The following is a 24,450-nucleotide window of genomic DNA, read 5'->3' as shown; positions in this document are numbered from 1 at the left end:
TCGGCCTTCGGCGCTCCTCGCACCCTGGGTTGCTCCCGGGTTGTGGCGCCTGGCGTGTTCCAGAATAATGTTCGTGTCCGCACACCGGAAATCACATATCGCGATGAAGCTCATAAGCCAGGCTTTTGCGGCTTTCCCGTGCCGCGAAGGTGAAATCCCGCTCCCGGCGCGATGCGCCATCGGCCCCGGCGCAGGGGCGCCACTCATCAGGTTTCGCCATGGATATCCGTCAACTCAGGACCTTCGTCACGGTCGCGCGCCTGGCCAGCGTCACGAGGGCCGCCGAGGCGCTGCACATCACGCAGCCCGCCGTCAGCGGCCAGCTCAGGCAGCTTGAAGAGGATCTCGGGGTTCGCCTGCTGTCGCGTTCCACATCATCGGTCACGCTGACGCAGAGCGGGCAGGAACTCCTGGGCCGCGCAGAGAGCGCGATCGAAGCGTTTGGCAACTTCGTGAACGCCGCGAAGGGTTTGCGTGGCCAGATCGAGGGCCATCTGCGTGTCGGCGTGGTGATGCTGGATCCTGCGATGCTGCGCATCGGACCCTTCATGCAGCATATGGTCACGCAGTATCCCGGGCTGAAGATCGACCTGCAGGTCGGACGCACGCCATGGCTGCGGGCGGCGCTGCAGAGTTCCGAGATCGATGCGGCCATCCTGGTCGCCAGGACAACGCCGAGGGGCGCGCGTGCGCTGCTCCTGAAGTCGCTGAGCTTTTGCCTGGTGGCGCCGCCATCGTGGGGCGCGCGCCTTGGCGGTGCCGATGCGCAAGAACTGGCCCGCTTGCCCTGGCTTCGCATGACGCCGGACAGTGCGCACCAGGAGATGATGGCGGAGATCTGCGCGCAGGCGGGCATTCATCCGGCCGGCACTGTCGAGGCCGATCACGAAGCGCTGATCGGCGCGCTGGTGGCCGCCGGCGTGGGAATCGGCCTGCTGCGCGATGAGCTGGCGCAACGGGCCGAGGCCGCGGGCGAAGCGATCCGGCTGAGCGGCTACGAGCGCGATACCCGTCTGTGCCTGCTGTACCAGGAAGCGCGCGAGCAGGACCCGGCAATCATCGCCATGCGGGACGCGCTACGCGACGTGTGGGCGCTCGATGCCTAGCTGCGCGGGATGCATCGCGGCGCTGGCCGCCGGCAACGGCGGGCGGATGTGGCAGGGTGCGGCAGGGTGCGGGACTTGCGTCGGCAGTGTGGCAGCCTAGAGCGTAGCGCGAGCAAGTTGCTGGCGTGCGCAGAGCACGCCGTGAATCTGCGCGACAACGGCCGCGCCCTCGCCGAGCTCGATTCGATCGGCTCGAGAGTGGCGAAAGCGCGGCATCCGGCTAGATGGCGCCGATTTTCTGCGCGCTGGCTCCGAACCGACGTTGGTCGCGTCGCCCAACAACGTACCGCGTGAGAGTGCGGCCTCGGCATCGTTCATTGACCTACCCCTTGCGCTACGGTCTCTGCCAAGCAGGGCGGGCAGAGACGAGAGGCAACTCGCCAGTGTTTCGCGCCGGACATCCATGGTGCCCATGGCATCGCGTTCCGGCCTCTTTGAATTTACCGACCGTGCAGCCTAAAGTGTTGAGAGTTCGCTCTGCCGCGCGCGGCACGCTGCATGGCCGGCAAGGCCAACGGTCGGAGGCCTCCCGCCACGTCTTCCGATCGTCCTCCTCCAGGAGCCGCAAGATGTCCGATCCCCAGATCGAAGCTGTCCGCAACCTACTGGCAAGCCAGCCCCGTCCGGGCGAGCTTTCCGAACGGCGCAAGCGTCTGGACTCGTTGCTCGGCCGCTATCCCGTGGCGCCGGACGTGCAGGTCGAGGCCGCCAATGTCGACGGCGTTCCCGCCGAATGGACCATGACACCCGCGGCCGATCCGGCGCGGGTCCTGGTGTTTCTCCATGGGGGGGCGTATATCTCGGGCTCTCTTCTCAGCCACCGGCACATGGTCGCGCAGATTGGGCGAGAGGCACGGACCCGCACCTTGGCTCTGGACTACAGGCTTGCGCCCGAGCACCCGTTTCCCGCTGCCCTGGAGGATGCGATCGCCGGGTATCGATTTCTGCTGTCGCAGGGCTATGAACCCGCGAACATTGCACTGGCCGGGGAAAGCGCAGGCGGCGGACTGGCGTTGGCGACGCTCGTCTCGTTGCGAGACCTGGGCATTCCCCTTCCTGCCTGCACGTGGTTGAGTTCGCCATGGACCGATCTGGAAATGACCGGCGAGTCCATGGTGACCAAGGCAGCCGTGGATCCCCTGATCCAGAAGCCATACCTGCTCGAAGCGGCGGCGGCCTATTTGAACGGCGCCAGTCCGCGCATGCCGCTTGTCTCGCCGGTTCATGCCGATCTCACCGGGCTTCCTCCGATGCTGATTCAGGTCGGCACGGCAGAAACGCTGCTCGACGATTCGATCCGTCTCGCCCAGCGGGCGGGCGAGGCGAACTTGCGAGCCAGGCTGGAACTCTGGCCTGACATGATTCATGCGTGGAGCCTGTTCTATCAACAGGTCGATGCTGGCCGCCGATCGCTCGCCTCGATGGGCGCCTTCGTTCGTGCGGTGCTTGACGAGATGCCAGGGCCGTCCTGACGGGAAAAAAAGTATCAGGCGCCGGCCCGGAGCGAGCGGGCAAGGATCGCCCGGCCGTTGCGGCCAGGGCGACGACCTTCCTCGTGTCAGCGGTGGCTTCCAGCAACGCCGCCACGCAAACGCTTGCTCCTGGCCCGCCCGGCGCGGGAGCGGGCTGGCAAGAGAGGCCAAACGATGCCCAGGCAGAACCCAGCGCTTCACCGTAGCCAGAAGACCCCCATGACACCGGGGCGCCGGCGGCTTCTCGTCATTGGCGCGATACTGCTGCTGGCCGCGCTGGCCTGGGGGCTGGCGACAGTGCTCAAGCCCGCCATCCAGCGCACGATCGTCATCACGACCGGGGCGGACAAGGGCATCTACCGCGGCTTCGCCGATCGCTATGCCCCCATCCTCAAGCGCGACGGCATCAAGCTCGATATCCGCAGTTCGTCCGGCTCGGTCGAGAATTACGCGCGGCTGAAGAATCCGGGCAGCGAATACGAAGTGGGCTTTATCCAGTCGGGCACCGCCAGTCCGGAGGAAACCGACCGCCTGCAGACCATCGCTGCCATCTCGTATGAACCGATCTGGGTGTTTTACCGTGGCGGCATCACCGTCGACCGGCTGGCACAATTGCGCGGCAAAAGGGTCGCCATCGGCGTGCCGGGCAGCGGCTTGCTCAACGTCGCCCGGGTCTTGCTCGCGCATAGTGGCGTCACCGACGGCAATACCAGGTTGCTGGAAATGGATGCAGCCAAGGCATATCAAGGCCTCGAGGAGGGTGGCCTGGATGCGGCGTTCTTTATCGGCAGGCCGGATGCCGAGATGCAGCAGACGCTGCTCAACAGTGACCTGAAGCTGATGAGCTTTGCCCAGGCCGATGCCCTGGTGCAGAAATTCCCGTCTCTCTCCAAGATTGTCTTCCCGCGCGCCTCGACCAGCATCGTCAACGATCTCCCGCAGGCTGACGTCACGCTGCTGGCGGCCACGGCCCTGCTCGTGTCCAAGGACACGCTGCATCCGGCCCTGGTCTACCTGCTGCTGGAAGCGGCCAGGACCGTCCACGGCGGCGAGGACTACTTCACGCCGCTAGGCACGTTTCCCAACCTGAACAGCGATGAATTTCCCGTCTCGGACGAAAGCACCCGCTACTTCAGATCGGGTCGTCCTTTCCTGCAGCGCTACCTTCCATTCTGGCTTGCCAGCTTTATCGAACGGCGCCTGCTGATCCTGCTTCCCTTCATGGCCTTGCTGCTGGGCCTGCTGCAGGCATTGCCGCGCATGGCGGAGGCGCGGATCAAGAACCGGCTCGTGGTCTGGTATCGCGAAATCAAGGCGCTGGAAGATGAAATATGGAAAAACGGGCAGCCGACCCCGGACCAGATTGCGCAATGGCGCGATGAAATCGAGAACATCGATGCGCATGCCAGCCAGATCCGGATTCCGCATCGCTACTTCCAGGATGTCTACGCGCTCAAGCAGGCGATTGGCGTCGTAAGGGGCCGGATTGACCAGGCCGCCGGGAAGGTGAGGGAATAGCCCGGCGCGGAGATCCGCTTCGGCAGGCCGCGTTGCGGCACGACAGGGCGTTGCCGGCGAGATCGCCCTCAGCCTTTCTGTCCGAGCCGCTCCACCACGCGCCGTACCGTGGTGGCAAAAAACCGCACGGGTACCGCGCGCGCTGCGCCACGCTTCCAGAGCAGGCCTGGCGTGCGCTGCGGCGTGGGGCTTTCTAGCGCGATGAAGCGCAGGCCTTCGCCATCGGACTCCGCGCTTGCGCCGATCACGGCCGCGATATCGGTCTGGCGCACCAACTCCAGCATTGGCGCGATCGAATTGAGCTCGGCGATGACCTGGGGTTCCGCCGCAGCCGCCCGGAAGCACTCGTCGAGCAACTGGCGGGTGGCAAAGTAGGAGGGCAGCAGCACCATGCGCATGCCGTGCAGCTCCACCATGCGCGCACGCTTTCGGCCGGCCATGGGGTGGCGGTCGCTCACGACCAGCTTCATTTCCTCGTTGTACAGCGGCTCGAAGAACAGCGCATCGGCCTGCGCCGGCCGGTATGACACGCCCAGGTCGAGCTTGCCCTCAGCGAGGCGCTCGGTGATATCGGCCGCGCTCAGCTCTTCCACGATCACGCGCACCGAAGGGTAGCGGCCCAGGAACAACGACACGCACTGCGGGATCAGCCGGATATTGAAGCTATGCGTCGCGCCGACCCGGACCTCGCCCACCAGCGGCTCCTTTTCGTCGCGCACGGCATGGATGGCGCGGTCCACCTGCCGCAGCGCCGGGCCGATATGGAGCAGCAGGGTCTCGCCGGCCTCCGTCATGGAAACGCGCTTGCCGACGCGGTCGAACAGGGGCTGGCCGATCTCTTCCTCCAGTTGCCGGATCTGGTGCGACAGTGTTGATTGCGTCACATGCACGCGCTCTGCCGCGCGCGTGAAATTCAAGGTTTCGGCCAGCGCTTCGAAGTAGCGCAGATGTCGGAGTTCCATGGGGTGCTGCCAGCAGGGTTCGGGGATCCCGCTATCTTACATAGATGCCATCGATGGTTTTGAGTGAAATTAATCATTTCCATCTGTGATGGCGGTGCCCATAGACTAGCCAGACCAGCCCTATACCAACGGAGACCCCACCACCATGAAGATCGGCAAGGAAACCATCCCGCAGACCGCCATCAGCACGTCCAGCACGGAAACCATCGTGGTCCGCGGCGCGGACCTGTGCCAGGACCTGATCGGCAAGCTCAGCTTTACCGAGTACTTCTACTTCCTGGTCACGGGCAAGCGGCCCGACGCCGCCGCGGTCAAGGTGGTGGACGCGACGCTGGTCGCCATTGCAGAGCACGGGCTGGTGCCGAGCGTGCAGGCCAGCCGCATGACGCTGGCCGCGGCGCCCGATGCGCTGCAGGGCGCGGTGGCGGCCGGCATCCTCGGCTGCGGCTCGGTCATCCTGGGCGCGTCAGAGACCGCCGGCGTGCTGTTTACGGAAGTGCGCGAGCGCATGGCGGGCGGCGAGACCATCGAGCAGGCGGCCAAGGCCGTTGTCCACGCCTGGCGCGAGGCGCGCCGCGCCATCCCCGGCTATGGCCACCCGCTGCACAAGGCGCGCGATCCGCGCGTGGCCGCGCTGATCAACGTGGCGCGCGAGGCGGGCGCCGATACCACCTACATCGATATCGCCGATGCCGTGGAATCCGTCATCCCCGGCATTGTCGGCAAGGAGCTCAGCCTCAACGTCTCGGCGGCGATTCCGGCCGTGCTGCTGGGCGTGGGCTTTCCGCTCAATGCCCTCAAGGGCGTGCCGATCCTGGCGCGCACCGGCGGCCTGATCGCGCACCTGAGCGAAGAGCTGCGCCACTCGATCGGCTTTGCGCTGTCGTACCAGGCTACGCGCGAAGTGGTCTACACCGGCGAGACGCCCGCCGGCTTCGACCCGCAAGCCTGACCGTAGACGGAGCTTCAGATGATCAAAGTCCTGCAAGGCGTCAAGGTCCTGGAACAGGGGACCTTTATTACCGGACCCGCCGCCGGCATGCTGCTTGGCGACCTCGGTGCCGACGTCGTGAAGATCGAGCAGCCCGAGACCGGTGACCCGTTCCGCGCGTTCAAGGGAGGGCTCTACAGCCCGCATTTCCAGACCTACAACCGCAACAAGCGCAGCATCACCCTCAACACCAAGCATCCCGAGGACCTGCAGGTCTTCGACGATCTGGTGCGAGACGCCGACGTCTATATCCAGAACTTCCGCCCCGGCGCGGCGGAGCGCCTGGGCGCAGGGGAGGCGCGCTTGCGCGAGCTCAATCCGCGCCTCATCTATTGCGCCATCAGCGGCTTTGGCGCCACCGGGCCGGCAGCGTCGCGCCCGAGCTACGACACGGTGGCGCAGGCGGCCAGCGGCTTCCTGAACCTGCTGGTCAACCCGGCCAATCCGCGCGTGGTCGGCCCGGCGATTGCCGATGCGATGACGGGTTTCTACGCCGCGTACGGCATCCTTGGCGCACTCCATGAGCGCAACCGCACCGGCGTGGGCCGCAAGGTGGAAGTGTCGATGCTGGAGGCGATGAGCCATTTCAACCTCGACGCCTTCACGCATTACTATTCGGCCGGCGAAGTCATGGGTCCGTACAGCCGCCCCAGTGTGTCGCAGTCGTATGTGCTGGAGTGCGGCGACGGCAAATGGATCGCCCTGCACATGTCGTCGCCCGAGAAATTCTGGCAGGGGCTGGCCAACGCCATCGAGCGCCCGGACCTGTTCAAGGACCCGCGCTTTGCCACGCGCGAAGCGCGCATTGGCAGCCAGGAGGCGCTGATCGACCTGCTCGGCGGCCTGTTCCGCCAGCGCCCGCGGGCACAATGGTGCGAGCGGCTGGAGGCGGAGGATGTGCCGCACGCGCCGATGTACGACACCAGCGAGGCGCTGGAAGACCCGCAGGCCAGGCACCTGCAACTGCTGGTCACGGGGCAGCATCCCACGCTCGGGGAATTCAGGACGGTACGCAGTCCGGTGTCGTTCGACGGGCAGCGCGCGCTGGATGTGATGGCGCCGCCGTTGCTGGGCGAGCATAACGAACAGGTTCGCGAAGAAGTCCGCGCCGCACTGGCGCAAACGGGAAGTCCGGCACAGACCGGTTCCTGACAATCCGCAAAGGAGGAGACATGAAGAAGATACTGACGGCGGCAGCCGCGATGGCTGCCTTCACCCTCATCGCCGGCCTTGCCCGGGCCGACGACTATCCCTCCAGGCCGGTACGGCTGGTGGTGCCGTTTGGCGGCGGCACGTCCACGGACATCACCGCGCGCATCATCGGCGAGGCCATGGGCAAGAAACTCGGCCAGCCGATCGTGGTGGAGAACAAGGCTGGCGCGGGCGGCGCGATCGGCACCGACTATGTCGCCAAGTCCAAGGGCGACGGCTATACGCTCACGATGGGCACCGTCGGCACGCTCGCCATCAACAAGGCGCTCTATCGCAAGCTGCCGTACGATCCGGGCAAGGACTTCTCGTTCATCGGCATCCCGGGCTATACGCCGACGCTGCTGGTGGTCCGCGAGGACGCGCCGTACAAGACGCTGGCCGACCTGATCGCTTACGCCAAGGCACATCCGGACAAGCTGTCGTTCGGCTCGGCGGGCAGCGGTACCTCCGGCCACCTGGCGGGCGAACTGCTCAAGTCGATGGCGGGCGTGAGCATGACGCACGTGCCGTTCAAGGAAGGCGGCCAGGCGTTGACCGCGGTGCTGGGCGGGCAGGTGGACTTCATGTTCTATCACCCGGTGGCCGTGCTGCCCTACCTCAAGGGCCACAAGCTGCGCGCGCTGGCCGCAAGCAGCCAGCGCCGCTCGGTGGCGGCGCCTGACGTGCCGACGGTGGCCGAGTCGGGCTATCCCGGCTTCGACCTGACGGCCTGGTTCATGCTGGCCGGCCCGGCCGGACTCGGTGCCCAGGCGCGGACCCGCCTGGTGCAGACGATGCAGGCGGTACTGCAGGATCCGGCCGTCCAGAAGCAACTGGCGGCGCAGGGCCTGGAGGCTGCCACGCTGGAGACGGCGCAATTGCCTGGCTTCGTGAATGGCGAGATGCAGAAGTGGACCGCCGTCGTCAAGCAATCGAACGCGCAGGTCGACTGAAGCTGCCGGCCGCCCCGCTTACTCGCCAGCGGAGCCGGCGGGAATCGCGGGGCCGCTGCCGTCCGCCAGGCCTGGCCTGGGCCGGCGGACGGCCCTGACCTTGCCGCTGCTTCCGCCTCCGCAGAAGAACTGGTCGCCGCCATCGGACTCGAGCCCCGATACGCCGACGCCAGGCGGCATCTCGAGGCTCTCCAGGACCTCGCCCGTGCGCGGATCGACCCGCCTCAGATCGCTCGCCTCATCTTCCCAGGTGCCGTGCCACAGTTCCCCGTCGATCCAGGTGACCCCGGTGACGAAGCGGTTGGACGCGATGGTGCGGAGAATCGCCCCTGTCAGGGGATCGACCTGATGGATCTTGCGGTCCCGATACTGGCCCACCCAGAGCGTCCCTTCGGCCCACGCCAGCCCCGAGTCGCCGCCGCCGCCGGGCGCCGGGATGGTGGCGAGCACGCGGCCGGTGTCCGGATCGATCTTCTGGATGCGATCGCCGGCGATCTGGAACAGGTGCCGGCCGTCGAAGGCCGTTCCCGCCTGCGCGGCGACATCGATCGAGCGCAGCGTCTCCCCGCTTGCCGGATCGAAGGCGTTGAGCTTGTCTCCGGCAGCCAGCCAGACGCGCTGGCCGTCATATGTGACGCCATGCACATGGTCGACACCCGGAAAGGGCCCGTATTCGCGGAGAATTTCGGCTGCTGATCGCTTCATGCTTCCATCCTAGTCACCTGGTAGTGGATCGGGGAGCAACAAGGTCGCCGCGAATCCCGGCACGGGTGGGGTCAGCCAGCGACGAGCGCGCCCGCGACCAAACGACTGTACCTTGCCGGCTGCCGCAAGCGAGTCGAGCGCCCGCTGCACGGTGCGCTGGCTGGCTCCGAGCGCAAGCGCCAGGGCCGAACTCGACCACGTCTCGCCGTCGGCGAGCAATGCCAGCATTGCCGCATGCGCCTCTTCGACCGGCCGCGCCAGCACCACGACCTCGCATGCGCGACGCGGTACCAGCGCAAATCCCCGCTTCGTCGCGCTCACGCCGGCCAGCGTCCCGAGCACCGTGCGAAGTCGCCCGACTTCGACTCGCAACCGCGCGCGGTGAGATTCATCGGCGAGCTTCGCGCGGAACGCCCGCGCGACGAGCGTGGCCCTCGGCGCGTCTGCGGGCCAGGCTTCGCCCAGTGCGCGGGCGAGCGCGAACAGCACCGGACGCCTTGCGAGCGACACCACCGTGCCCGCGTCGCGCACGACATGGCGGCACGCGTCCACCACGAGCGCCTGCGACGCCTGCAACGCCTCGACTTCCTCCAGCAGGAGGAGTCGTTGCTCGCCACGCGCGATCAGGCGCGCCGCGGGCGTGTCCAGGACGAGGCGCGCGCTTTCGACCTCCGCCGCCAGCGCGGGGATACCTGCGAGACGCGCGGCCCGCCCGGCCCGGGCGAGCGCGGCGCGCGCCGCCTGCGTGCGCAGGCGTCGCATCGCGATGCCGGCAACGACCAGTTCGTGGGCGGCCCGCGCCGCGGGCGGGAAGGGCGCGGGGTCGAGCCCGGCGAGCGCACGCTCGGCCTCGTCGAGGTGCCCGATCAGGAGGAGGCGCCGGAGTTCGAGATGGCGCGCATGGGCAGCGTTTACGCGGTCGCCGTGCGCCTCGAGCGTCGCCCGCGCCGCGTCGAGCGCCTTCGCAGGCCAGCCCAGCTCGCGCGAGGCCAGCGCGATCTCGGCCTCGGCGACGATACACCTCGCGCGGGCCACGGCCTCTTTCGGGCCGAAGGCGCGTGCCGCGCTTCGCACCAGCGCCTTCGCGCGAGCGAGATCGCCGAGCTGCGCCATCGCGATGCCGCGAAGCGCAAGCGCAGGGGCGTCGTCGCGCAAGGCGATCCGGTTCAGCGCGCCGAGGGGATCACCCGCGGCGAGCGCACGCGCCGCGGCCGTGATCAGCGAGTCCATCTGAATCCCGCCAAACTTGTCACTCCCACCGTTCGATGCCCGGTACTAATCTAGCACACGACCCCCGGCCAGCACGTCGTACCGGGAACCGAAAGAACGACGCAGGACAGCCAAGGAGAGAACGATGACAGGACACATGACCGGGACACGCGAAGCGTGGCTGGCAGCGCGGTTCGAGCTGCTCGAGGCGGAGAAGGAGTTGACGCGGCGCAGCGACGAACTGGCGCGGCAACGTCAGGCGCTGCCGTGGGTCCGGGTCGACAAGGCGTACCGATTCGAGACCGGGCAGGGGAGCGCTTCGCTGGCAGACCTCTTCGGGGGACGCTCGCAGCTCCTTGTCTATCACTTCATGTTCGGGCCCGACTACACGGCGGGTTGCCCGTCCTGCTCGGCGATCGCGGACGGTTTCGACGGCTTCGTCGTCCACCTGGCGAACCACGACGTCACGCTCATGGCGGTGTCGCGGGCTCCGCTCGCGAAGCTGCAGGCGTACCAGCGGCGGATGGGATGGACGTTTCCCTGGGCGTCCTCGCTCGACAGCGACTTCAACTTCGACTTCAACGTCTCGTTTACCGAGGCGCAACAGCGTGCGGGGGACATCGAATACAACTACCGGCGCGCCGGCCATGCGATGGACGCGACCCGGGTCCCGGAGCCGGTCGCCCGGATCGCAGCCACATGCGGGACCGACGCGCCGACGTTCTCGCGCGACAGGCCGGGCATGAGCGTGTTCGTGCTGGAGGACGGCGTCGTCTATCACACCTATTCCACCTATGCGCGCGGACTGGACGGGCTCTGGGGCATGTACCAGTGGCTCGACCGTGCCCCCAGGGGGCGCAACGAGACAGGCGTCTGGTGGCGCCGCCACGACGAGTACGACCAGCGCTGAACCAGTTCGCGGGTGTTGCTGGCGTCCTTGCGGCGCGTCTCTAGTCCGGCGGTTCCGGCGTCGCGCTGATGATGTCCTCCAGTTGCGCGCTCATCGGGATGCCAAGGCGCTCACCGGTGGGCAGCCGGTCAAGGAACCATTGCTTGTACAGGCGCTCCAGTTCTCCGGAGGTGATCAGCTCGCGAACGGCCTTGTCCACCACAGCCGAGAACTGGGGATCGCCCTTGCGCAGCATGATCCCGTACGGGTCGTAAGAGAGAAAATCGCGGGTGATGTCGTATTTCTTGCCGGCGGCGTACTTGGCAATCATGCCGTACAGGAGCACATCGTCCCCCGCATAGGCGTCGGCGCCGCCGTGCCGCAGCACCTCGAACGCATCGGCGTGGTCGCGCGCGCGGATGATTTTCAGCCCCAGGTCGAATCGCGCGGACAGCCGCTCCAGCGCCTGGGCGTTGGTCGTGCCTGCCGTGGCGACCACCGTCTTGCCTTTCAGGTCGCGGGGCAACCTGATCGGCGAGCCGTGCGGCACCATCAGCTTGGTACCGGCAATGAAGATCACGGGCGAGAACGCGACGCGCTGCAGGCGCTCGGCGTTGCGTGTGGTCGATCCGCACTCCAGGTCGATCTTGCCCGAGACAATGGCGTCAAAGCGGTTCTCGGACGTCACCGGCACCCACTGGATCGACAACTCGCGTCCGACCTCTGCCCCCGCGGCTTGCACGATGGCCGTACAGATATCGATCGCGTACCCGATCGGCCTGTTGGCCTGGTTCAGGTACGAGAACGGCAGGGACGACTCCCGGTAGCCGATGGTCAGGCTGCCGGTGTCCTTGGCTTTCCTCAGGGTGCCGCGCAGCTCGATGGCTTCCTGAGCCGAGACGATGCCGACGCATATCGCCATGCACAGGGCCACGACCGCTTGCAGCATCGGATGGCCGGGCAGGGACCACCGGCGTACTTGTATGGCATGCATGCGCGCTTCTCCCAGATCCGGGCCCGGACGGCTATGCACGCACGGCGTCCGGCTTGTGCAGCGGCACCGGCCCGCCGCCGACGCCGCCCTCGCCGGGACCGAGCGTGGACTCGCTCGCGAGCTGGCCTTCCCACTTGGCTACCACGGCGGAGGCGATCGAGTTCCCGACGGCATTGGTCGCCGAGCGGCCCATGTCGAGGAACTGGTCCACGCCCATGATCAGCAGCAGGCCCGCTTCCGGGATGTTGAACTGGTTCAGCGTGGCCGCGATCACCACCAGCGAGGCGCGCGGCACGCCCGCCATCCCCTTCGATGTGAGCATCAGGAGCAGCAGCATGGTGATCTGGGTGCCCAGCGGCAGATGAATGTCATACGCCTGGGCGATGAACAGGACGGCGAAGGTGCAATACATCATCGACCCGTCCAGGTTGAACGAGTAGCCCAGCGGCAGCACGAAGCTGGAGATCTTGCGGCTGACCCCGAACTTGTCGAGCGCCTCCAGCATCTTCGGGTAAGCGGCTTCCGAACTTGCGGTGGAGAACGACAGCAGGAACGGCTCGCGGATAAGGCGGATCAGCGTGAAGGTCCGTTTGCCGAGGAACGCCATGCCCGCCAGTGTCAGCAGGCCCCACAGCACGATCAGGGCCAGGTAGAAGCTGCCCATGAACTTGGCGAAGGTCAGGAGAATACCCAGGCCTTGCGTGGTCACCGTCGATGCAATGGCGGCGAACACCGCCACCGGTGCCAGCCACATGACCGCGCCGGTGATCTTCAACATCACCTGTGCCAGGTCCTCGATGACGCCGGCCATGCGCGCGCCCCGCTCTCCCAGGGTGGACAGGGCCGTGCCGAAGAAGATCGAGAACACCACGATCTGCAGGATTTCGTTGTTGGCCATGGCCTCGGCCACGGATTTTGGCACCGTGTGGGCCACGAAGTCTTTCAGCGTGAAGGCGTTGGTCTTGAGGTTGGTGGCGGCGCCCACCTCGGGCAGCGGCAGGCCGATATTGGTGCCGGGCTGCAGCAGCGTGGCCATGATCAGGCCCAGCGTCAGGGATACCAGCGACGCGGTGATGAACCAGCCGAGTGCCTTGACGCCGACGCGCCCCACCGTGCTGGCATCTCCCATGTGCGCGATGCCCATCACGAGCGTGGAGAAGACCAGCGGCGCGATGATCATCTTGATCAGCCGCAGGAACACATCGGTGATGATCGAGATGTATCCGGCGACGTCTTTCGCGAGCTTGGGATCCGGGAAAGCGATGTGGCAAGCGTAACCGACCACGCCGCCGAGAATCATCGCGATGACGATATACGTCGTGATATGGGACTTCTTGCTCATGACTTCTCCTTGGGGCTTCCGGGTGGACGTCCTGCGCCGAGGTCTGCACCTAAATAACGATAGGTCGCCGCAGCGGCAATGGGCAATCCCTGGCGTGACCCCGATCGCGCCGGATCGCGCAAAGTCCATGATCCGTCACAGTTGCCCCCGCCAGTCGGGCCGGGTGTTCCGGTGAGAAACACCCGAGATGCGGGAAACCGCATCACTGGAAGCGATTGCCTGGCGAGTGCTATGCGCCGGGCGGCGCCGGCACCAGCCCGTACCCGGACATGACCTCGGCAAGCCTGGCGCGGTCGGGCGGTCCGCCGCCATTGATGATGGCCGCGACGTCGCGGAAGTACTGGGCGCCAAGGTCGGGCGTCATGACAATCAGCGCGCGGGCCGTGTCACCGTGCGGATTGCTGAAGTGATGGACCGATCCGCGTGGGGAGAGCATATAGTCGCCGCGCGCCAGGTCACGGGCAACGCCGTCGACCGAGTACCGAAGTACGCCTTCCAGCACATAGACGCACTCTTCGTTGTGTGTGTGGCTATGCGGCGGCGGCACTTGCGAGCCGGGCGGCACCGTCATCTCGAAGGCACCCATCCCGCCCGTGGCGGTTCCATCGATCAGGTACTGGATGTCCAGTTGGCCAACCTTGATCGGTTCGCCCTGGTTCGCGCGGCCAGGAGTCATTGTCAGCCCCTTGAAATTGGGGGCTCTGGTCTGTCCCCCCGCATTGCATTGTCATTGTAGGTCGGCGTGCACTATCCGCGAGCGGCCGATCGGCTGCAAGCAGGCGCGACCCGGCCGGGCTCATTTGCAAGCCGCGGCAGCATGTCGCCGCAGTCGGCAAGGCGGGCGGCCGCCATCGGCCGGGCATCGCTGTCCTACAATCAGTCAGCGCATGTTCGCGCCGAAGGAGCCGAGCCACCATGGACAACGCTGTGACATACGCGCGCCTCTACGCGGACGCCAAAGGTGAGTCGCATATCGAGGAAGGCCTTTGCCTCGGCATGGCGTCCACGGATTTCGTTCCTCCGGCGCCGCCGATTCTTGTCTCCGGCCTGCAGCCCGCATCCGCTTACGCGTTCCTGTCCGTGCCAGTGGCGTATTTCGGCGATTTCCACCCGAGCCCGAAACGCCAATGGCTCTTCTTTCTCTCCGGTGAGATGGAATTCGAGGTGAGCGACGGCCAGCGGTTGCTGGGAAAGCCGGGGCTTGCGATTCTCCTCGAGGACACGACGGGGCTTGGGCATAAGAGCACGGTCAAGAGCGCAGTGCCCGCCCTGATGGTGGCGGTGCAGACCTGAGGCGAACCCGCGCGGGAGCCAGGACGCTGTCCGCACGCTCGCGCTTATCCGGGGCAGCCCGGCATGGCGGCATATCGCTTGAAGATATGGCCGGCCGCATTCCATATACGATATTTCCCTTTGCTTTGGATTAACGGCGTATGCTGGATCTGCCCTCCGGCAAGCAACGCATCAGGATTCCAAAGGAGTATCACCATGGCCAAGAGTCAACTACGCGGCAACCGCGAAGCGAAGAAGCCAAAGCAGCCGAAGAAACCGGCAGCGCCGGCAAGCCCGTTCGGCACGGTGCAGTCGCGCGTGGGCAATGACGGCGTCGCCAAGAAGAAGTCCTGACCCGGCTGAGGCCGAAGCTGAAGCCGCGGCACGGCGCAACCAGCCATGCAGGCCGGTCGCCGCAGTGAAGCCGATCTGTCCCGAACGCGCGGACCATGACGGGAGGCGCACCATGATCCGGCAGCAGGATCTGGTCCTCGCCGTTGAAACCGAACACCATCGCCAGGCACCGCCACGCAGCCCCGCTGCCGGCTGGCTGCCCGCAGCCCCCCGCCTGGTCATCCGGGGCTGGCATCCAGTGCCTCGACCAATCCGCCTACAATAGCGCCCTGTGAGCAAGCGGCCCCGCGCCGGTGGATGCCCGCGCATCCGCTCGCCGGCTCGCCGCGCTTTTTGTTGGAATCGCCTTCGTGAAAAATCGGAAATTCATTCTGGCTGCCCTGGTCACGCTGACGCTCAGTCCGCTGGCCAGGGCCGATGCGCGCCAGGCCGCGCATGAGGTCAAGCAGGCAACCGTGCATGCTGTCAAAAGGACCGGAGAGCTGGCGCGCGACGCCGGCCGCGGCATCGGCCACGCTGCCAGGGACGTCGCCCATGGCGTGGCAGGCAAGGCCCGCGAGGGCTACGGCGCGGCCAGGAATGCAGTACATCAGGAGTCACATTAGTTAACCCCGGGCATCCTTGCCCTACACTGAAAACCGGTTGGACGCGACCGGGCGGCGCGCGCGGTTCGCGGTTCCCACTGCTGACACGGGGCGCAATATGGAATTCCTGAATTCAGGCAAGGTTCTTCCTGCCGGGCTGCCTTTCTCCGAAGGCGTGCGAGTTGGCGAGCTGCTCTATCTGTCCGGGCAGATGGGCATCGTACCGGGCACCACCCGGCTAGTGCCGGGGGGGATTCGCGAAGAGGCCAGGCAGACGCTGATGAATATCCGCGGCACGCTCGAAGCACACGGCTTGTCGCTGCAGCGGGTTGCGAAATGCACCATCATGCTGGCTGATATCAGCGAATGGCATATCTTCAACGAGGTCTACAAGGATTTCTTCCAGGCGCCATACCCTGCGCGCAGCGCACTCGGCGCCAGCGGGCTAGCGCTTGGCGCCAGGGTTGAGGTGGAGTGCATTGCGGTATTCGGGGAGCCGGACCCGGCGGCATGAAGCGTGGGCGCCGTGCCCGCGGCAGCGTGCGCAAACCAGTGCGAACCGGCTGCCGCGGCGCGGGGCTCACGGCGTTGCGGGCCGGCTGTGCGCACGCTCCCGGATGGCGGCGAAGTCGGCGGGCGGCGCATGCAGGTCGAGCCGGCGTCCAGCCTTCAGGATCTGGCTCGGGATGTCATGGCCAAGCAGGGCCGACAGCGTCCTCGCGGCCTCGAGGACGCGGGCAAGGTCCACCCCGGTGTCGTAGTCCATGAGTTGCAGCGCATGGACGATCTCCTCCGTGCAAACGTTGCCCGTGGCACCCGGGGCGTACGGGCAGCCGCCGATGCCGCCGAGCGAAGCGTCGAAGCGGTCGGCGCCGGCGTCGATGGCCGCAAGCACGTTGGCCAGCCCCATGCCGCGGGTGTTGTGGAAATGCAGGGTCAGTTCGGTATCCGGCCAGCGCTCCCGGAAGCGGCGTGTCAGCGCGGCCACCTGGCCCGGGTATGCCATGCCGGTGGTGTCGCACAGGGTGATGCCGTGGGTGCCGATTTCCTCGATATGGCGGGCACACCAGTCGAGCACCGCCGCCGCAGGCACGTCGCCCTCCATGGGACAGCCGAAGCTGCAGGACAGCGAGATGTTGACGGCGGCGCCAGCGTCGCGGGCGATGCCGGCCACCTCCGACAGGGCAGCGAAGGACTGGGCCCGGGTCATCCTCAGGTTGGCGAGGTTGTGGGACTCGCTGGCGGACATGACCAGGTTCAACTCGTCCGTGCCGGCCTCGATGGCGCGCTCCGCGCCTCGCACATTGGGTACGAGGGCGCTGTAGACAACGCCGGGGTGGCGTTCGATGGCGCCCAGCACGTCCTGCGCATCGCTCAGCGCCGGAATCGCCTTGGGCGAGACGAATGCCGTCACTTCGATCTTCGCCATGCCGGCCCGGGACAGGGCATTCACCAGCGCGACCTTGTCCGCGGTGGGCACGAAGGCCCGTTCGGCCTGAAGGCCGTCCCGCATGCCGACTTCCTGCATGTAGATGTGCCGTCCGGCACCGTTCCAGGTATTCATGCCACCACCTTCCTGCCGCGCAAGGCGGCGATGTCCTGGGCCGAAAAGCCGATTTCCAGCAAGACCCCGTCGGTATCGTCGCCGAGACCCGGTGCCGAGGTGCGGACCGAGCCCGGCGTGCCCAGCAGCTTGGGGACCACGCCGGGCACCTCGACATCGAACCCGTCCCGCGTCGTCTGGGAAAGAATCATGTCACGCGCCCGGTAATGCGGATCCTCGGCGATGTCCTTCGCGGTGTAGACCTTGCCCGCCGGCACCCGCGCCGAGCCCAGGATTTCCACGACCTGGCTCACCGGCCGCGTGAGCGTCCAGGCCTCGATGGCGCTGTCCAGCTCGGCCGCGCGCGCAACGCGCCCCGCGTTGTTCTCCAGCGCGGGATCGGCGGCCAGGTCGTCCCGGCCGATGGTCTGCATCAGGCGCCGGAAGATGCTGTCGCCGTTGCCGGCGATCAGCACAAAGCCGTCGCTGCAGCGGTAGGCGTTGGAGGGAGCGATCCCGGGCAGGGCGCTGCCGGCAGCTTCCCTGACGGCGCCGAAGGCGCTGTACTCGGGAATCAGGCTCTCCATGACGTTGAACACCGCCTCGTTCAGGGCCACGTCGATCACTTGCCCGTGGCCGCCGTTGACCTTGCGGTGGTAAAGCGCCGTGAGGATGCCGATGGTCCCATGGAGCGCCGCAAGGGTGTCGCCGATCGAGATGCCGCAGCGCACCGGTACCCGGCCCGGCTCCCCGGTGAGATGGCGCAAGCCGCCCATGGCCTCGCCGATGGCGCCGAAGCCCGGCAGGTCCCGGTAAGGGCCGGTCTGGCCATAGCCGGAGATGCGCAGCATCACGAGCCCCGGATTGAGCGCGGACAGCACGTCCCAGCCCATGCCCCAGCTCTCCAGCGTGCCGGGCCGGAAATTCTCGATCAGCACATCGGCTTCGGCGATGAGCTTTCTGGCGATGTCCTGGCCCTCGCTGCTGCGCAGGTCCAGGGCGATGGAGCGCTTGTTGCGCGATTGCACCTGCCACCACACGGAGGTGCCTTCCTTGATCAGGCGCCAGTTGCGCAACGGGTCGCCGCTGCCCGGGGGCTCGATCTTGATGACGTCGGCGCCGAATTCGCCCAGCGTCTTGCCGGCGAAGGGGCCGGCGATCAGCTGCCCCATCTCGATGACGCGCACGCCCTGCAGCGCGGCAACTGGAATGTCCTTGTTCATGATCGACCTCGTTCTCGTGTGTCGGTTGTCGGTTGATTCTAGAAGACGCCATCAATCGCCATGTGCAAGGGAGGCTCCCCTGAGGCGAGATTCCCTGAGGCGGGACTCGGCGCAGCGTTGCGGCGGAGCAATGCGCTGCGCTGGCCCGGTTCTCAGTGGGCGGGGCGCTTGTCTTCCTTTGCGCGCAGCTTCGCGGGGAGCCCGAACAGGAGGATCGCGGCGCAGATCAGGGCCAGGCATCCGATCACGTACAAGGCTGGCGTGGTGCTGCCCGTCAAGTCCTTGATGCGACCCACCATGACGGGGCTGACGATGCCGCCGAGCTGGCCCAGGGTATTGATCAGTGCGATGCCGCCCGCGGCGCCGACCCCGCTCACCAGCTTCGGCGGCAGCGCCCAGAAGGCGGGGATCGAAGCGATAACGCCCGCGCCCATGATCGCCAGCGCGGCCACGAGCAAGCCGGCCTGCTTGTCGAACACGCCCGCGCTGAAGAAGCCGATGGCGGCCATCACCATCAGCCCCGCCACGAACTTGCTGCGCTCGCCGGTCGCATCCGAGAGGCGCCCCACCACTACCATGGCGATCGCACCGAAGAGATATGGAACCGCGGTGAGAAGGCCGATGGTAGTGGGATTGGCGATGCCCGAGGCGCGGATCAGGTGAGGAGCCCAGAAATTGAGGCCGTAGGAGCTGATCTGGATGAGGAAGTAGGCCAGGCCCAGGGTCAGGAAGCCGGGCGCCTTCAGCGCGTCGAGCAGGGAGTGGCCACCAACGCCTTTGTTCTGCTCCGCGATGCGGCTCGAGAGCAGGGCCTGTTCGTCCGGCGTGAGCCAGGCGGCATCCTGGATGCGGTCATTCAACAGCCTGAAGACAAGGTAGCCGAGCACCACGCAGGGCACGCCCCCCACGAGGAACAGCCAGTGCCAGCCTCGCATCGACAGGAAGCCCTCCATGTGCGACAGGACGAGGCCCGCGGCAGGCGCGCCGACCAGGCCGGCAAAGGCCGAGGCCAGGAACAGCATGGAAGTGATGCGGCCGCGATAAGCGAGCGGAAACCACAGGGTCAGGTAGAACAGCACGCCGGGCGCGAACCCGGCTTCCATGGCGCCGATCAGGAAGCGCAGGGAGTAGAACTGCCATTCGGTCTGGACAAAGGCCATCAGGGCGGTGGCGATGCCCCATGACACCATGATGCGGGCAATCCAGCGCCGCGCCCCGACCTTGTAGAGCATGAGGTTGCTAGGCACCTCGAACAGCACATAGCCCACGACGAAGAGGCCCGCACCCAGGCCGTACGCCGTGTCGCTCAGGCCGAGGTCGCTCTGCAGGGCGAACTTGGCAAAGCTGATGTTGATGCGATCGAAGAACGCGAACAGGTAGCACACCATGATCAGGGGCATGATTCGCCATGCCACCTTGCGCACGGTGCGCGATTCGTCAGGCGGCGCCAGCGGGCGCGCGCCAATGGGCAGGGATTGAGCCTGGGTCATCTTGGTCTCCTTTGCTTGCTGCTCTTGCCCGCGGTCGCACCGGCGACGCAGAGAGTCTGGCAATTGCTGAGTGGTTGGCGCTCTTGGTGACGCATGGCGGCATTCTGGATGACCGCACTCAGCCGGAGAAGAACGAAGGCGAGAACGCAGCTTTCCCGAAACGCGAAAGCTGGAAGGGGCTGGCTGGCCCGGTCCCGCGCCAGGCGCAGGCTAGGCCGCGGGCGCCTCGCAGAGATGATCGACGAGCGTGCGCACATGGCGCGGGAGGGCGTTCGGATCGCGCAGGCCGATGAGAAGCTGGCGCCGGGCCCAGGTGTCCTTGAGCGGGATCTGGCGCAGGTTCAGCGGCCGGACAAGGGCGTGAACGGCATGGGACGGCAGCACGGCGACGCCCATGCCGGCCGCCACCATCTGGCACATGGCATCGAAGCTGCGGACCTGGATGCGCAGCTTCAGGCGGCGTCCCAGCGCTTCGGTCTCCGCCTGCAGGCGCTTGGCCAGGGAGGTGCCCTCCGACAGGCTGACGAAGTCGAAGTCCAGTGCTTCTTCAAAATTCACCGTGCGCCGTCCCGCGAGCGCGTGGCTGCGCGGCACCACCAGGCCCAGGCGGTCTTCCCGGTATTTCACCTGGTGCAGGCCCGGCGCGGGCGTCCGATCGGCAAAGATGCCAATATCCGCCCGGCCGTCCAGCACCGCCTGCACCACCTCGCTACTGTTCTGCTCCTCGAGCTCGATCCGTATGCCGGGATTTGCCTGCACGAAAGTGGCAAGCTCGCTGGGCAGGAACTGGGTGACGGCCGACGTGTTGACCCACAGGCGCACCACCCCGACGATCCCCGACGCGTAGTCGGAGAGGTCGGCGACCAGCAGGTCGACATCGTCGAGAATGCGTTGGGCGTGGCGGTACAGCGCCTGCCCGGCGACAGTCAGGGAAACGCCCCGCGAATGTCGCTCCAGCAGGCTCGAGCCCACCGCCGCCTCCAGGTCGGAGATTCGCTTGCTGGCCGCGCCCACCGCCACGTGGGCCAGCGTCGCGCCCTTGCTGATGCTGCCGGAGCGGACCACCAGGTTGAACAGGGAAAGGGAGACCAGGTCGAGACGGTGCGGATTCATGATTGCCGATATTCACGCGGAGGCCTCGCATTCTGCACTCACATTTCCTTCTCCGCTCGCTACGCCTAGCGTGGCGACAGTGTTTCCGGCGCCGCCGCCCATTTCTCCTGGCCAGCTTGCGCCAGGTCATTCTCAACCCACAGCTGACTATCCGGAAACCAGAACGCATCCGCCCGGGGCGGCGACGCGAGCCGCACCGGCAGCGACGGATTGAAGATCTTCGACCAGGCAGACAAGTAAGACGGCGTTTTCACCAGGAAGCCGCACCTGGACAGCAGCAGGCAGGAGACCAGCGCTTCACGGCCGATCTCCAGGCCCGAATAGCCACCGAAATGGATCGGCATGCTGCCGTTGGCGAGCAGTCTCGAGGGTGCCACGCCGACCGGCCTGTCGAACGGCCAGGCGACGAAGAAGTCGAGAAACGCCCTTTCATCGCTGGAGACGAAGATGCTGGTCAGGCGGGGATTCTCCGACAAGGTTGACTCGACGACCTTGCAGAACGCTTCCCAGGAGATCGACTCTGCCTCGTGCCGTTTGTCGGTGCCCCTGTAATGCACGCCGAGTGTCGACCCGCCGATGCCGAGCGCCTCGCAGAGCGCATCGACCTCTTCGACGATATGCGCGGCGGGCCGGTAGTGCGCGTAGAACAGCGCGCTGGCACTCTTGAGTTCGAGCTTGGACTCGTAGCGCTCGCGGAATCCCAGTTGAACCAGGTCGTGGACGATCGAGGTCCGCACCTTTCGTGACGACGGTGCTTGCGACGGGCGCTGCACGGATTCGAAGAAGGTCGAGAACCAGTCTGTCCTGCCTTCGGGATCGCCGTAGATGCGGCCGCGCGCGGAGATGCAGGGAACCAGCCCTTTCTCCTCGCAATACATCAGGATGAAAAGGACCATCTGCAGCACGGAGAAGAACCCGGAATTCTCGTGGATGTCGATGGCGAACACCCCACGGTTCAGCCGTTGCTTCGCATGCAGGGATATGCGGCTCAGCGTGGCCACGGAATGCTTGAACCGCTCACTGCGCCGGAGCTGTCTCGCCCGGTCCATCACCTTTCGCAACATGCCCTGCTCCTGTTCGGGGGTCGCATCGCGGGATTGAGCGTCCGCGCGGCATCCTTGCGCGGCGGCGCGCCATGCGCAGCACATGGCAGCGTACAAGGAAGAGTCGCTTCGATTTGTGGGACGCCGCACAGATACGTCTGTGCGCTGGCAGGCGCGCGTGAAGTGAGTCTATCGCGCAACGGCCGGGTGAGCGCGGCAAGCGAGAAAATGCCTGGCGCACGGCGCGTTTCTTGCGAGCACCAGTGCGGTGCATTGCGCGGCGAACAGGTCACCCGGTCCCGGCCGGCGTATCATGTCCGGCAGAGCCCCGGCCCATCCCCGGCGGTGACTTCTACGCCATGGCCTCACCCATCCATTTCTCCCCGAAGCTGCATCTGGTCGCCGAGCATGGCTTTGCCCTGCATGACAGCCGGCAGGCGGATTTCCGCCGCGAGTGGCATACCCATGACTGCGGCATGTTGCTGTGGCCGCGCATGGGGCGGCTGAAGAGCATGTGGGAGGCGCGCGCGGACCGCCCGGACGATGCGCGCGCGGTGTCCACGCGGCTGGTTCGCGGCGATGCCGTGCTGTTGCCGGCGAGAACCACGCACCTGACCGTCGCCGAGGCCGGGCGGCAGCAGCACGGCGAACTCTACCTGGCGCCCGAGCATCTGCGCGCGCTGAGTCATTTCGGCGCGGTGCACCTGGACGCGGCGACCATCGCGATGCTGGAGGCGCTGCTGTCGCCGATGCTCGCGCCGGCCAGCGCGGCGCTGCTGGTGCGGGCGATCGTGGCGCAGCTGATGGCAGGCAGGCCGCTGGCGGTGCCGGCCGAGCCGGCCTCGGTCGCGCTGCGGATGGTGGGGCGCTTTACGGCAGCGCTGGAGCGGGACGCCGCGCTGCCTTCGATCGAAGTGGTGGCCGCGGGCCTGGGCGTATCGATGCGGCAACTGCAGCGTGCCTGCCAGCTGGAACTGGGCGCCAGCCCGGTCGCCGTGCGGCGGCGGGTGCTGGCGGCGCATGCGCGCACGCTGCTGGCGGAGGGCCGGCCGCTAGCCAGGGTGAGCGAGCAGCTGGGCTTTGCCAGCAGTGGTCATCTGACGCGGCTGCTGCGCGGCTCGGACGATGGCGAATGACTGGCTGCCGGCGACAGGCGCGCCTCCAGTTCGATCTCGATCCAGGCCTGGTCGGGCAGGCTCGCCACGCCTACCGCCGTGCGCGCGGGCAGGGCGTGCTCGGGGAAGGCATGGCTGAGGACATCCGATGCCGCGTCCAGCACGGCGGTGTGCCGCGTGAAGTCCGTGCCGCTGCGGATGAATCCGCGCAGGCGCGTGACCTGGACCACGCGCTCCAGCCCTCCGCCACACGCGGCCCTCAGCGCGGCCAGCGCGTTCAGCATGGCGACTTGCGCCGCTTGTCTTGCCGGCTCCACATCGGCGTCTGCCCGGCACATGCCGGCCATGGCCACGCCGTCGCGCCTTGAGGTCTGTCCGCTGATCCCGATCCAGTCTCCGGCTACGTTGAATGGCGCATAGGCACCGCGCGGCTGCGGCGCCGGCGGCAGTACATGGCCCGCAGCGGCTAGTCGTGCTTCCGGCGTCAGTGTTGTCATGCGCTTGCCCATGCCACGTTTCCGCTGAGCCAGCACCCCTGCGGCGCGCCTGTCTCCGACGCGCGCGGCGCGACCAGGATTTCCGACGGCCGGCCCATGCTTTCGCCCTGGCGCACGGACACGGCGGGTGGTTCGCCGCCCGCGGCGCCGAGCGCGCCGGACGCCACCAGATGTCCCCACAGCGCGGCGGCGGCGATGCCGGTGGCCGCGTCTTCCGGATAGCCGGAAGACTTCGGGAACTGGCGGGCGTGTGCCACGGCGTAGCCGCCGGTGGTCTGCGGCAGGGAGGTGAGGACGTACGGATAGAGCCCCGTGGAGCCGATCGCTGCGCACAACGACTCCATTGCCGCGAAATCGGGGCGCAGGGCATGCAGCGTGTCCAGGTCCGGTAGCGCAATGAGGGTCTTGACCCGGCTGGTCGATGCGTTGGTCATGGCGTAGCCGGCCGCTTCGGTAGCAAGCCCGAGGACCGCCGCGACCCGGTGGCGTTCCTGCACGGTCAGCACGCGCGTCTGCACGGGCGGCTGCGAGATCCATACGCGTTGCCCGGCGTCGTCCCACCGCGCATCGACGGCGCCGCTGAGCGTTTCGATGCGCGCGGTCGGGGCCGTCCACTGCTGCCATTGGCGCAAGGCCCACAGCGAGCCGACCGTCGCGTGGCCGCACATTTCCATCTCGTGCTGCGGCACGAAGAAGCGCAGCCGCAGGTCGAAGCCCGGCGCGGTGGCCGGCAGGACGAAGGCGGACTCGTGGCCGTATGCCGCCGCGACCGACTGCATCGCCGCCGAAGTCATGCCGCGGGCGTCGGCCACCAGGGGCACGGGGTTGCCGCCGCCGGCGCTGACGCCATCGCCACTATCGCCGCCGACGAACACGTTGATCAT

General features: G+C 66.9%; 26 protein-coding genes. 12 read left to right on the top strand and 14 right to left on the bottom strand.

What is annotated here, in order from left to right:
• Window positions 1-218: 218 nt before the first annotated feature.
• Window positions 219-1,106, top strand: a complete 888-nt coding sequence (locus tag AC1DO7_RS05660; protein WP_441616575.1) for a LysR family transcriptional regulator — start codon at window positions 219-221, stop codon at window positions 1,104-1,106.
• A 96-nt stretch (window positions 1,107-1,202) separates the two neighbouring features.
• Here the strand turns inward: AC1DO7_RS05660 and AC1DO7_RS05655 are convergent, their stop codons facing one another.
• The gene (locus AC1DO7_RS05655; RefSeq protein WP_441616577.1) at window positions 1,203-1,424 is read right to left on the bottom strand and encodes a hypothetical protein; all 222 of its coding nucleotides are present in this window, start codon (window positions 1,422-1,424) and stop codon (window positions 1,203-1,205) included.
• Window positions 1,425-1,675: 251 nt separating this feature from the next.
• Here AC1DO7_RS05655 and AC1DO7_RS05650 point away from each other — a divergent pair, with 251 nt between their 5' ends.
• Window positions 1,676-2,578 carry an alpha/beta hydrolase gene (locus AC1DO7_RS05650; protein ID WP_441616579.1) on the top strand — a complete coding sequence of 301 codons (903 nt, stop codon included), beginning with the start codon at window positions 1,676-1,678 and terminating at the stop codon, window positions 2,576-2,578.
• A gap of 219 nt (window positions 2,579-2,797) precedes the next feature.
• On the top strand, window positions 2,798-4,096 hold the full coding sequence (locus tag AC1DO7_RS05645) for a TAXI family TRAP transporter solute-binding subunit (RefSeq protein ID WP_441616581.1): 1,299 nt from the start codon (window positions 2,798-2,800) through the stop codon (window positions 4,094-4,096).
• Between the two features lie 68 nt (window positions 4,097-4,164).
• Here AC1DO7_RS05645 and AC1DO7_RS05640 read toward each other — a convergent pair whose 3' ends face one another.
• The gene (locus AC1DO7_RS05640) at window positions 4,165-5,058 is read right to left on the bottom strand and encodes a LysR substrate-binding domain-containing protein (protein ID WP_441616583.1); all 894 of its coding nucleotides are present in this window, start codon (window positions 5,056-5,058) and stop codon (window positions 4,165-4,167) included.
• 145 nt (window positions 5,059-5,203) lie between these two features.
• Between AC1DO7_RS05640 and AC1DO7_RS05635 the strand changes: the two genes are divergently transcribed.
• Genes AC1DO7_RS05635 through AC1DO7_RS05625 form a run of 3 tightly spaced genes read left to right on the top strand, consistent with a single transcriptional unit; the run spans window position 5,204 to window position 8,193 of the window.
• Entirely contained in the window at window positions 5,204-6,010 is an 807-nt protein-coding gene (locus AC1DO7_RS05635; RefSeq protein WP_441616585.1) for a citryl-CoA lyase, read from the top strand.
• A gap of 18 nt (window positions 6,011-6,028) precedes the next feature.
• Window positions 6,029-7,201 (top strand): CaiB/BaiF CoA transferase family protein, encoded by a 1,173-nt coding sequence (locus tag AC1DO7_RS05630; protein WP_441616587.1) that lies wholly within the window; start codon window positions 6,029-6,031, stop codon window positions 7,199-7,201.
• Window positions 7,202-7,221: 20 nt separating this feature from the next.
• The gene (locus AC1DO7_RS05625; protein WP_441616589.1) at window positions 7,222-8,193 is read left to right on the top strand and encodes a Bug family tripartite tricarboxylate transporter substrate binding protein; all 972 of its coding nucleotides are present in this window, start codon (window positions 7,222-7,224) and stop codon (window positions 8,191-8,193) included.
• 18 nt (window positions 8,194-8,211) lie between these two features.
• On the opposite strand, the gene AC1DO7_RS05620 is transcribed toward AC1DO7_RS05625, so the two are convergent.
• Window positions 8,212-8,898, bottom strand: a complete 687-nt coding sequence (locus AC1DO7_RS05620) for a Vgb family protein (RefSeq protein WP_441616591.1) — start codon at window positions 8,896-8,898, stop codon at window positions 8,212-8,214.
• 9 nt (window positions 8,899-8,907) lie between these two features.
• On the bottom strand, window positions 8,908-10,128 hold the full coding sequence (locus tag AC1DO7_RS05615) for a helix-turn-helix domain-containing protein (RefSeq protein ID WP_441616593.1): 1,221 nt from the start codon (window positions 10,126-10,128) through the stop codon (window positions 8,908-8,910).
• A gap of 124 nt (window positions 10,129-10,252) precedes the next feature.
• Between AC1DO7_RS05615 and AC1DO7_RS05610 the strand changes: the two genes are divergently transcribed.
• The gene (locus AC1DO7_RS05610) at window positions 10,253-11,017 is read left to right on the top strand and encodes a DUF899 domain-containing protein (RefSeq protein WP_441616595.1); all 765 of its coding nucleotides are present in this window, start codon (window positions 10,253-10,255) and stop codon (window positions 11,015-11,017) included.
• Window positions 11,018-11,057: 40 nt separating this feature from the next.
• On the opposite strand, the gene AC1DO7_RS05605 is transcribed toward AC1DO7_RS05610, so the two are convergent.
• The 3 genes from AC1DO7_RS05605 to AC1DO7_RS05595 all read right to left on the bottom strand — a co-directional run bounded on the left by AC1DO7_RS05605 (window position 11,058) and on the right by AC1DO7_RS05595 (window position 14,008).
• Entirely contained in the window at window positions 11,058-11,990 is a 933-nt protein-coding gene (locus AC1DO7_RS05605) for an amino acid ABC transporter substrate-binding protein (RefSeq protein ID WP_441616597.1), read from the bottom strand.
• A 31-nt stretch (window positions 11,991-12,021) separates the two neighbouring features.
• Entirely contained in the window at window positions 12,022-13,332 is a 1,311-nt protein-coding gene (locus AC1DO7_RS05600; RefSeq protein ID WP_441616599.1) for a dicarboxylate/amino acid:cation symporter, read from the bottom strand.
• Window positions 13,333-13,561: 229 nt separating this feature from the next.
• Window positions 13,562-14,008, bottom strand: coding sequence for a cupin domain-containing protein (locus AC1DO7_RS05595; protein ID WP_441616601.1), 447 nt, complete (start codon window positions 14,006-14,008; stop codon window positions 13,562-13,564).
• A 239-nt stretch (window positions 14,009-14,247) separates the two neighbouring features.
• Between AC1DO7_RS05595 and AC1DO7_RS05590 the strand changes: the two genes are divergently transcribed.
• The 4 genes from AC1DO7_RS05590 to AC1DO7_RS05575 all read left to right on the top strand — a co-directional run bounded on the left by AC1DO7_RS05590 (window position 14,248) and on the right by AC1DO7_RS05575 (window position 16,056).
• Window positions 14,248-14,625, top strand: coding sequence for a cupin domain-containing protein (locus AC1DO7_RS05590; RefSeq protein ID WP_441616603.1), 378 nt, complete (start codon window positions 14,248-14,250; stop codon window positions 14,623-14,625).
• Window positions 14,626-14,820: 195 nt separating this feature from the next.
• Window positions 14,821-14,958 (top strand): hypothetical protein, encoded by a 138-nt coding sequence (locus AC1DO7_RS05585; RefSeq protein ID WP_441616605.1) that lies wholly within the window; start codon window positions 14,821-14,823, stop codon window positions 14,956-14,958.
• Window positions 14,959-15,308: 350 nt separating this feature from the next.
• Window positions 15,309-15,563 carry a hypothetical protein gene (locus AC1DO7_RS05580; protein ID WP_441616607.1) on the top strand — a complete coding sequence of 85 codons (255 nt, stop codon included), beginning with the start codon at window positions 15,309-15,311 and terminating at the stop codon, window positions 15,561-15,563.
• Window positions 15,564-15,660: 97 nt separating this feature from the next.
• Window positions 15,661-16,056, top strand: coding sequence for a RidA family protein (locus AC1DO7_RS05575; protein WP_441616609.1), 396 nt, complete (start codon window positions 15,661-15,663; stop codon window positions 16,054-16,056).
• 66 nt (window positions 16,057-16,122) lie between these two features.
• Here AC1DO7_RS05575 and AC1DO7_RS05570 read toward each other — a convergent pair whose 3' ends face one another.
• The 5 genes from AC1DO7_RS05570 to AC1DO7_RS05550 all read right to left on the bottom strand — a co-directional run bounded on the left by AC1DO7_RS05570 (window position 16,123) and on the right by AC1DO7_RS05550 (window position 21,975).
• Entirely contained in the window at window positions 16,123-17,106 is a 984-nt protein-coding gene (locus AC1DO7_RS05570; RefSeq protein ID WP_441616611.1) for a hydroxymethylglutaryl-CoA lyase, read from the bottom strand.
• Window positions 17,103-18,308: a CaiB/BaiF CoA transferase family protein gene (locus AC1DO7_RS05565; RefSeq protein ID WP_441616613.1), complete on the bottom strand. Its 1,206-nt coding sequence runs from the start codon at window positions 18,306-18,308 to the stop codon at window positions 17,103-17,105. The genes AC1DO7_RS05570 and AC1DO7_RS05565 overlap by 4 nt, the downstream gene beginning before the upstream one ends.
• 152 nt (window positions 18,309-18,460) lie before the next feature.
• Window positions 18,461-19,798, bottom strand: coding sequence for an MFS transporter (locus tag AC1DO7_RS05560; RefSeq protein ID WP_441616615.1), 1,338 nt, complete (start codon window positions 19,796-19,798; stop codon window positions 18,461-18,463).
• Between the two features lie 210 nt (window positions 19,799-20,008).
• Window positions 20,009-20,911, bottom strand: coding sequence for a LysR family transcriptional regulator (locus AC1DO7_RS05555; RefSeq protein WP_441616617.1), 903 nt, complete (start codon window positions 20,909-20,911; stop codon window positions 20,009-20,011).
• A gap of 65 nt (window positions 20,912-20,976) precedes the next feature.
• Complete coding sequence (locus AC1DO7_RS05550; RefSeq protein WP_441616619.1) at window positions 20,977-21,975, bottom strand: O-fucosyltransferase family protein; 999 nt, start codon at window positions 21,973-21,975, stop codon at window positions 20,977-20,979.
• Between the two features lie 338 nt (window positions 21,976-22,313).
• Between AC1DO7_RS05550 and AC1DO7_RS05545 the strand changes: the two genes are divergently transcribed.
• Complete coding sequence (locus AC1DO7_RS05545; protein ID WP_477115869.1) at window positions 22,314-23,090, top strand: helix-turn-helix transcriptional regulator; 777 nt, start codon at window positions 22,314-22,316, stop codon at window positions 23,088-23,090.
• Here AC1DO7_RS05545 and AC1DO7_RS05540 read toward each other — a convergent pair.
• Window positions 23,048-23,578: a RidA family protein gene (locus AC1DO7_RS05540; RefSeq protein ID WP_477115868.1), complete on the bottom strand. Its 531-nt coding sequence runs from the start codon at window positions 23,576-23,578 to the stop codon at window positions 23,048-23,050. The two genes, AC1DO7_RS05545 and AC1DO7_RS05540, sit on opposite strands and share 43 nt — an antisense overlap.
• Window positions 23,563-24,450, bottom strand: coding sequence for a PhzF family phenazine biosynthesis protein (locus AC1DO7_RS05535; protein ID WP_441616830.1), 888 nt, complete (start codon window positions 24,448-24,450; stop codon window positions 23,563-23,565). The genes AC1DO7_RS05540 and AC1DO7_RS05535 overlap by 16 nt, the downstream gene beginning before the upstream one ends.

It is taken from the genome of Cupriavidus sp. 05N40, from assembly GCF_056397305.1.
The sequence above is the reverse complement of the archived record's forward strand: the minus strand, read 5'-3'. Positions and strand labels throughout refer to the sequence as shown.